5 protein-coding genes are annotated in these 6815 nt (G+C 71.2%); 3 read left to right on the top strand and 2 right to left on the bottom strand.

Annotation, left to right across the window (positions count from 1 at the left end; all coding sequences use genetic code 11):
* The first annotated feature begins 95 nt into the window (after positions 1-95).
* Positions 96-1736, top strand: coding sequence for a threonine/serine exporter ThrE family protein (locus ACFV2J_RS24230; RefSeq protein ID WP_385090043.1), 1641 nt, complete (start codon positions 96-98; stop codon positions 1734-1736).
* Between the two features lie 37 nt (positions 1737-1773).
* Here ACFV2J_RS24230 and ACFV2J_RS24225 read toward each other — a convergent pair whose 3' ends face one another.
* Together ACFV2J_RS24225 and ACFV2J_RS24220 are read right to left on the bottom strand one after the other, a co-directional pair.
* Positions 1774-2895: a VTT domain-containing protein gene (locus ACFV2J_RS24225; RefSeq protein WP_385090046.1), complete on the bottom strand. Its 1122-nt coding sequence runs from the start codon at positions 2893-2895 to the stop codon at positions 1774-1776.
* Positions 2896-3074: 179 nt separating this feature from the next.
* A complete protein-coding gene (locus tag ACFV2J_RS24220) occupies positions 3075-3836 on the bottom strand; it encodes a MerR family transcriptional regulator (RefSeq protein ID WP_385090049.1) in 762 nt (253 codons plus the stop codon).
* Between the two features lie 122 nt (positions 3837-3958).
* Between ACFV2J_RS24220 and ACFV2J_RS24215 the strand changes: the two genes are divergently transcribed.
* Together ACFV2J_RS24215 and ACFV2J_RS24210 are read left to right on the top strand one after the other, a co-directional pair.
* Positions 3959-5245, top strand: a complete 1287-nt coding sequence (locus ACFV2J_RS24215; RefSeq protein WP_385090052.1) for an ion channel protein — start codon at positions 3959-3961, stop codon at positions 5243-5245.
* A gap of 88 nt (positions 5246-5333) precedes the next feature.
* Positions 5334-6740, top strand: a complete 1407-nt coding sequence (locus ACFV2J_RS24210) for a glutamate decarboxylase (protein WP_385090055.1) — start codon at positions 5334-5336, stop codon at positions 6738-6740.
* Positions 6741-6815 lie beyond the last annotated feature (75 nt).

Genomic DNA, 6815 nt, shown 5'->3' with positions numbered 1-6815 from the left:
CGGTGCCCCCCCACCACAGAGTGGTGGCCCCAGGCCCGTTCGTGCATCAGTGCGCATACTGGGGCGTACGGGACCTTTGCAGTCGGGAGCAGTGGGTGACGGAAGCGGAGGACCGCAAACCGCAGTCGGACGAGGCGAGGAGTGCCTTCGTCCAGCCGGACGGCGTGGCGCAGGCGGTCGAGGACGAGTCGGGGACCACGTCGGAGTTCGCGATCCCCAAGGGAATGGCGCCGCCGGAGCCGGCGGGCGCGGATGCCGAGGGCTCGGCGTTCAGCACACCGCGCACCTACAGCGCGCGGCACGCCCCGCCAGCCTTCACACCGGCGACCGGCGTCCCCGTCGTGAGTCTCACCAAGGACGTGCCCTGGCAGGACCGGATGCGCACGATGCTGCGCATGCCCGTGGCCGAGCGCCCGGCACCCGACCTGGTGCACAAGGAGGACGACGCGGGTCCCGCCGTCCCGCGCGTGCTCGACCTGACGCTGCGTATCGGCGAGCTGCTGCTCGCGGGCGGCGAGGGCGCCGAGGACGTGGAGGCGGCCATGTTCGCCGTCTGCCGCTCCTACGGCCTGGACCGCTGCGAGCCGAACGTCACCTTCACCCTGCTGTCGATCTCCCACCAGCCGTCCCTGGTGGACGACCCGGTGACGGCTTCGCGGACGGTACGCCGCCGGGGCACCGACTACACCCGTCTGGCGGCCGTCTACCGGCTCGTGGACGACCTCAGCGACACCGAGGCCGGGATCTCCCTGGAGGACGCCTACCGGCGGCTCGCAGAGATGCGGCGCAACCGGCACCCGTACCCCGGCTGGGTACTGACCGGCTCCAGCGGGCTTCTCGCGGGCGCGGCCTCGGTGCTCGTCGGCGGTGACGCCGTGGTGTTCGTCGCCGCGGCGCTGGGCGCGATGCTCGGTGACCGGCTCGCGTGGCTGTGCGCCGGGCGCGGACTGCCGGAGTTCTACCAGTTCACGGTGGCCGCGATGCCGCCGGCCGCGATCGGGGTCGCGCTCCAGCTCGCGCACGTCGACGTGAAGGCGTCCGCGGTGATCACCGGTGGGCTCTTCGCGCTGCTGCCCGGGCGGGCGCTCGTCGCCGGTGTGCAGGACGGGCTGACCGGCTTCTACATCACCGCGTCCGCGCGTCTGCTGGAGGTCATGTACCTCTTCGTGGGCATCGTCGTGGGTGTCCTGGTGGTGCTGTATTTCGGCGTGAAGTTCGACGCCCAGCTCAACCCCGACCAGGCCCTGAGCATCTCCGAGCGGCCCTTGGTGCAGATCGCCGCGTCCATGCTGCTGTCGCTGACCTTCGCGGTGCTGCTCCAGCAGGAACGGTCCACCGTCCTCGCGGTGACCCTCAACGGCGGCGTCGCCTGGTCGGTCTACGGGGCGATGCACTATCCGGGCGGTATCTCACCGGTCGCCTCGACGGCCGTCGCGGCGGGCCTCGTGGGCCTCTTCGGGCAGCTTCTGTCCCGCTACCGCTTCGCCTCCGCGCTGCCGTACACGACCGCCGCGATCGGGCCCCTGCTGCCGGGTTCGGCCACCTACTTCGGGCTGCTGTCCATCGCGCAGAACAACGTCGACAAGGGGCTGGTGTCCCTCACCAAGGCCGCCGCGCTGGCGATGGCCATCGCCATCGGGGTGAACCTCGGGTCGGAGATCTCCCGGCTGTTCCTGCGGGTGCCCGGCGGCTCCGCCGCGGGGCGGCGGGCCGCCAAGCGGACCAGGGGCTTCTGAGCCCCTCACGCCCCTTTCAGGGCGCGGCCTGCCGGGTTCAGCCCTGCGGGTAGCCCTGGTGGTACGGGTCCTGCTGCGCGTCGTACGGCTGCTGCGGGTAGCCCTGCGGGTACTGCTGGGGCGGGTAGGCCCGACCCTGGTCCTGGTTCTGGCCGTAGCCCTGGTCGCCGTGCCCGCCGTGGTTCCGGTCGTGCCCCTGGTAGTAGCCCTGGTCCTGGTCGCCGTACGGCTGCTGGGGCTGCTGGGGCTGCTGCTGCGGGTATCCCTGGCCCTGGGCGTACGGGTCCTGCTGCTGCGGGTACCCCTGGCCCCGCGCGTACTGGTTCTGCTGGTCCTGCTGGTCCTGCTGGTGGCGGCCCGGCTGCCGGTGGCCCTGCTGGTACGGGTCCTGCTGGTACGGGTCCTGCTGGTAGGGGTCCTGGCCCTGCTGCGGCTGCCGCATGCGCAGCGGGCGCGTGGCGTCGTCCATGACGGGGGCGCCGGGCTGCTGCTGGTACGCGGCCGGACCCTGGGGGGCCTGCGGCTCCGGCGGGTTGCTCCTGGCCTTGGAGCGCGCCCGCAGGAACTCGATGGCGATCGGGACCACCGAGACGAGGACGATCAGGATCAGGATCGCCTCGATGTTGTTCTTGACGACGGCGATGTTGCCGAGCCACGAGCCGAGCAGGGTGACGCCCGCGCCCCACAGGACGCCGCCGATGATGTTGAACGTGATGAACGAGCGGTACCGCATGCCGCTGACGCCCGCGATGATCGGCGTGAACGTCCGCACGATCGGCACGAAGCGGGCCAGGACCAGGGACTTGGGGCCGTACTTCTCGAAGAACTCGTGGGCCTTCACCACGTTCTCCTGCTTGAAGAGGCGGGAGTTGGGGCGGGTGAAGAGCGAGGGGCCGACCTTCTTGCCGAAGAGGTAGCCGGCCTGGTCACCGAGGATCGCGGCGACGCAGATCAGGGCGACGGCTCCCCACAGCGGGAAGTCCAGCTGGTTCGACGTGATCAGCAGACCGCAGGTGAACAGCAGCGAGTCGCCCGGCAGGAAGAAGCCGATGAGCAGCCCGGACTCGGCGAAGACGATGAGGAGGAGGCCCCAGATGCCGAAGTTGTCCAGAAGCGTGTTCGGATCCATCCAGCTTGGACCGAGGGCGAGCTGCATCACGGTTCCGGGCTCCTGAGGGGTGAAGGGAGAAGCGGCGTCCTGGTACGGCGGCCAAAGCTATCAACGCATTGTGTCCACGCCAGGTTCCACGGATGTCCCCAGCATGCACTGTGGTCCCCCTGGCACAAAGCCGTGAGCCAGGGGGCTCCGAGGAAACCGGAGAGGCCCGACAGCCCCCGTCAGCCTCCGTGCCGGGTGGCGTTCGCCGTGATCGCCTCCCTCAGGTGCTCGGCGAGCCCCGGGCGCATGGAGTCGTAGAACTCCTTGAACCGCTCGTCGGCCACGTACATCTCGCCGAGACCCCGATGCATCTCGTACGGGCAGTCGTAGAACCACCGGGTGATGTGGAGCCGGTGCTCCTCCGCCATGTCCATGGCGCGTTCGCCGGTCGCGGGCTCACCGGCCTCCATGAGGGCGTCGTAACGCTCGCCCCAGGAAGCCACCTCGGCCTGCATGCGCTTCCAGTCGTCCTTGGTGTAGCGGGCGGCGCGGCGCTGCGACTCGGCGTACGCCTCGGTGCCTCCCCAGCGCCGCTCGGCCTCCTCGGCGTGCGCCTCGGGATCCTTGTCCCCGAAGACCTCGAACTTCTCCTCGGGCGTGAGGTTGATGCCCATCGTGCGTGCCTCCATGGCGTGCTCCACGGCCGCGGCCATCTTCTGCAGTCTCTCGATCCGGGCGGTCAGCAGGTCGTGCTGGCGGCGCAGATGCGCGCGCGGGTCCGCTTCCGGGTCGTCGAGCAGGGCGGCGACCTCGTCGAGCGGAAAGCCGAGCTCCCGGTAGAACAGGATCTGTTGCAGCCGGTCGAGGTCCGGGTCGCCGTAGCGCCGGTGCCCCGCGTGACTGCGCCCGCTCGGCACGAGCAGGCCGATCTCGTCGTAGTGGTGCAGGGTGCGCACCGTGACCCCGGCGAAACCGGCGACCTGGCCCACCGAATAGCTCACTTCCCGCTCCTTCCTCCGTACGCCCCTCAGCCTGGCCCCTGACGTCACGTGAGGTGCAAGCGCGGATTCCATGTGCCGACATTCCGGATGTGATGTCCGGTTCGCCGGCTTAGGGTGACCGCGTGACCCACGACGCGGCCCGGCAGGCACACGTCTCCGCCCCGGCGACCCCCGCGCGGGCGCTGCTGCCGCTGATCGTCCCGGCACTCGTCGTCGGTGTCGCGGCCAGCCTTCTGTACCTGGGGGTGAGCACGCTCGCGGAGAAGCTCCAGGGGGTGCTCTGGAACGGCCTCCCCGAGTCGCTGGGGGTCGGCCGGTACTCCGTCCTCTGGATGCTCGTCGTCCTCACCTCGACGGGCGTCCTGGTCGGTCTGGTGGTGTGGAAGGTCCCGGGTCACGCCGGCCCCGACCCCGCGACCCTCGGGCTCTCGGCGCCCCCGGTGGCGCCCGCCGTGCTGCCGGGCCTGCTGGTGGCGACCGCGCTGATGCTGGCCGGCGGGCCGAGTCTGGGGCCGGAGAACCCGATCATCGCGACCAATATCGCCCTCGCGTTCTGGCTGGGCCGCAGGTTCGCGCCAGGGCTGTCCGGCGGTCTGTGGGCGGTGCTGGCCGAGGCGGCGACGCTCGGCGCGCTGTTCGGGACGCCGGTCGCGGCGGCACTGGTCATCTCCGAGGCGTTCGCCGGCCAGCAGCTGGAGGGCAAGCTGTGGGACAACCTGTTCGCGCCGTTGACCGCCGCCGCCACGGGTGCCACGACGACCGCCCTGGTGGCCCATCCGGCCTTCGACCTCCATCTGCCCCCGCTCGGACCGCCCGGCGGGGGCAACGTCCTGGCCGCGCTCGTCATCGCCTCCGCGGCGGCGCTGCTCGGCATGGCGGCGGTCTACGCCTTCCCGTACGTCCACGGCGCCTTCTCCCGGCTCGGGCACCCCATGCTGGCGCTCCCGCTCGGCGGGCTCGTCCTCGGCCTGCTGGGCGCCCTGGGCGGGCATCTGACGCTCTTCAAGGGGCTGGACGAGGTCGGCGAGCTGGCCGGGAACCCCGAGGGCTGGTCGGCCGGGCAGTTCGCCATGATGACGGTGGTGAAGCTCGCCGCCCTGGTCGTCTCCGCGTCCTGCGGGTTCCGGGGCGGCCGGATCTTCCCGGCCGTGTTCATCGGCGCCGCCTTCGGCCTGTTCGCCCACGCGCTCGTCCCGGCGGTCCCGGCCGCCCTCGGCGTGGCCGCGGGGGTGCTGGGCATGCTCCTCGCGATCACCCGGCAGGGCTGGCTGAGTCTGTTCACGGCGGCCGTCCTGGTCGCCTCTCCCACGATCCTCGCCCTGCTGTGCATCGCGACCCTGCCGGCCTGGCTGCTGGTGACCGGCAGACCGCAGATGCAGCTCCGTCAGGACGGAACCGCCGTTCGTTGACCCCACAGGCCCCTCCGACCGGCCGTCCCCTCCGGCCCCCGCCCTCGGCCCTTCCGGCCCCCGACCCCGCGACGCGATGGGAGAGCTCATGCCGCTCCACAAAGGCCCCGAGAAGCCCGACGAGCGACCGATGTCCGTCAACCCCTTCTTCGGCGAGGCGAATCCGCTCGGCGACATGACCGAGGCCCCGCCCAAGCACCGGCTCCCGGACCGGCCGCTGACGCCCACGATCGCCTACCAGCTGGTCCACGACGAACTGATGCTGGACGGCAACGCACGGCTGAATCTCGCCACCTTCGTCACGACCTGGATGGAGCCGCAGGCCGGGGTGCTGATGGGGGAATGCCTCGACAAGAACATGATCGACAAGGACGAGTACCCGCGCACCGCCGAGCTGGAGCGGCGCTGCGTGGCCATGCTCGCGGACCTGTGGAACGCGCCCGATCCCGGCTCGGCCGTGGGCTGTTCCACGACCGGTTCGAGCGAGGCGTGCATGCTCGCGGGGATGGCGCTCAAGCGGCGCTGGACGCAGCGGAACGCCGACCGCTACCCGGGAGCGCGCCCCAACCTCGTCATGGGCGTGAACGTCCAGGTCTGCTGGGAGAAGTTCTGCAACTTCTGGGAGGTCGAGGCCCGTCAAGTACCCATGGAGGGCGACCGGTTCCACCTCGACCCGCAGGCGGCGGCCGAGCTGTGCGACGAGAACACCATCGGGGTCGTCGGGATCCTCGGCTCCACCTTCGACGGGTCCTACGAGCCGATCGCGGACCTCTGCGCGGCCCTCGACCGGCTCCAGGAGCGTACGGGCCTGGACGTCCCCGTCCATGTCGACGGGGCGTCCGGCGGGATGATCGCCCCCTTCCTGGACCCCGACCTGGTCTGGGACTTCCGGCTGCCGCGGGTGTCGTCGATCAACACCTCGGGGCACAAGTACGGGCTCGTCTACCCGGGGGTCGGATGGGCGCTGTGGCGGTCGTCGGAGGAGCTGCCGGAGGAACTCGTCTTCCGGGTCAACTACCTGGGCGGCGACATGCCGACCTTCGCGCTCAACTTCTCCCGGCCCGGTGCGCAGGTCGTGGCGCAGTACTACACCTTCCTGCGGCTGGGCCGGGAGGGCTACCGCGCCGTCCAGCAGACGACCCGGGACCTGGCCCGCGGGCTCGCCGGACGGATCGAGGCGCTGGAGGACTTCCGCCTGCTGACCCGGGGCGACGAGCTGCCCGTCTTCGCCTTCACGACGGCGCCCCACGTGAGCGCGTACGACGTCTTCGACGTGTCCCGCCGCATGCGGGAGAACGGCTGGCTGGTGCCCGCGTACACCTTCCCGGCCAACCGGGAGGACCTGTCCGTGCTCCGTGTGGTGTGCCGTAACGGCTTCTCGGCCGACCTCGCCGACCTCTTCGTCGAGGACCTGACCCGGCTGGTGCCCCAGCTGCGCCGTCAGCCGCATCCGTGGACCCAGGACAAGCAGCGGGCGACCGGTTTCCACCACTGACGGCGGAGTCGCGCCCGGTTCCCGTCCCCGGGGACCCCGGCCGGACGTGAACCACCCGGCGCAGGCCCGCGCCTC

This window comes from Streptomyces sp. NPDC059668 (assembly GCF_042734135.1).
Lineage (GTDB): Bacteria > Actinomycetota > Actinomycetes > Streptomycetales > Streptomycetaceae > Streptomyces.
Note: the sequence above shows the minus strand (reverse complement) of the source record. Positions and strands in the feature narration are given on the sequence as shown.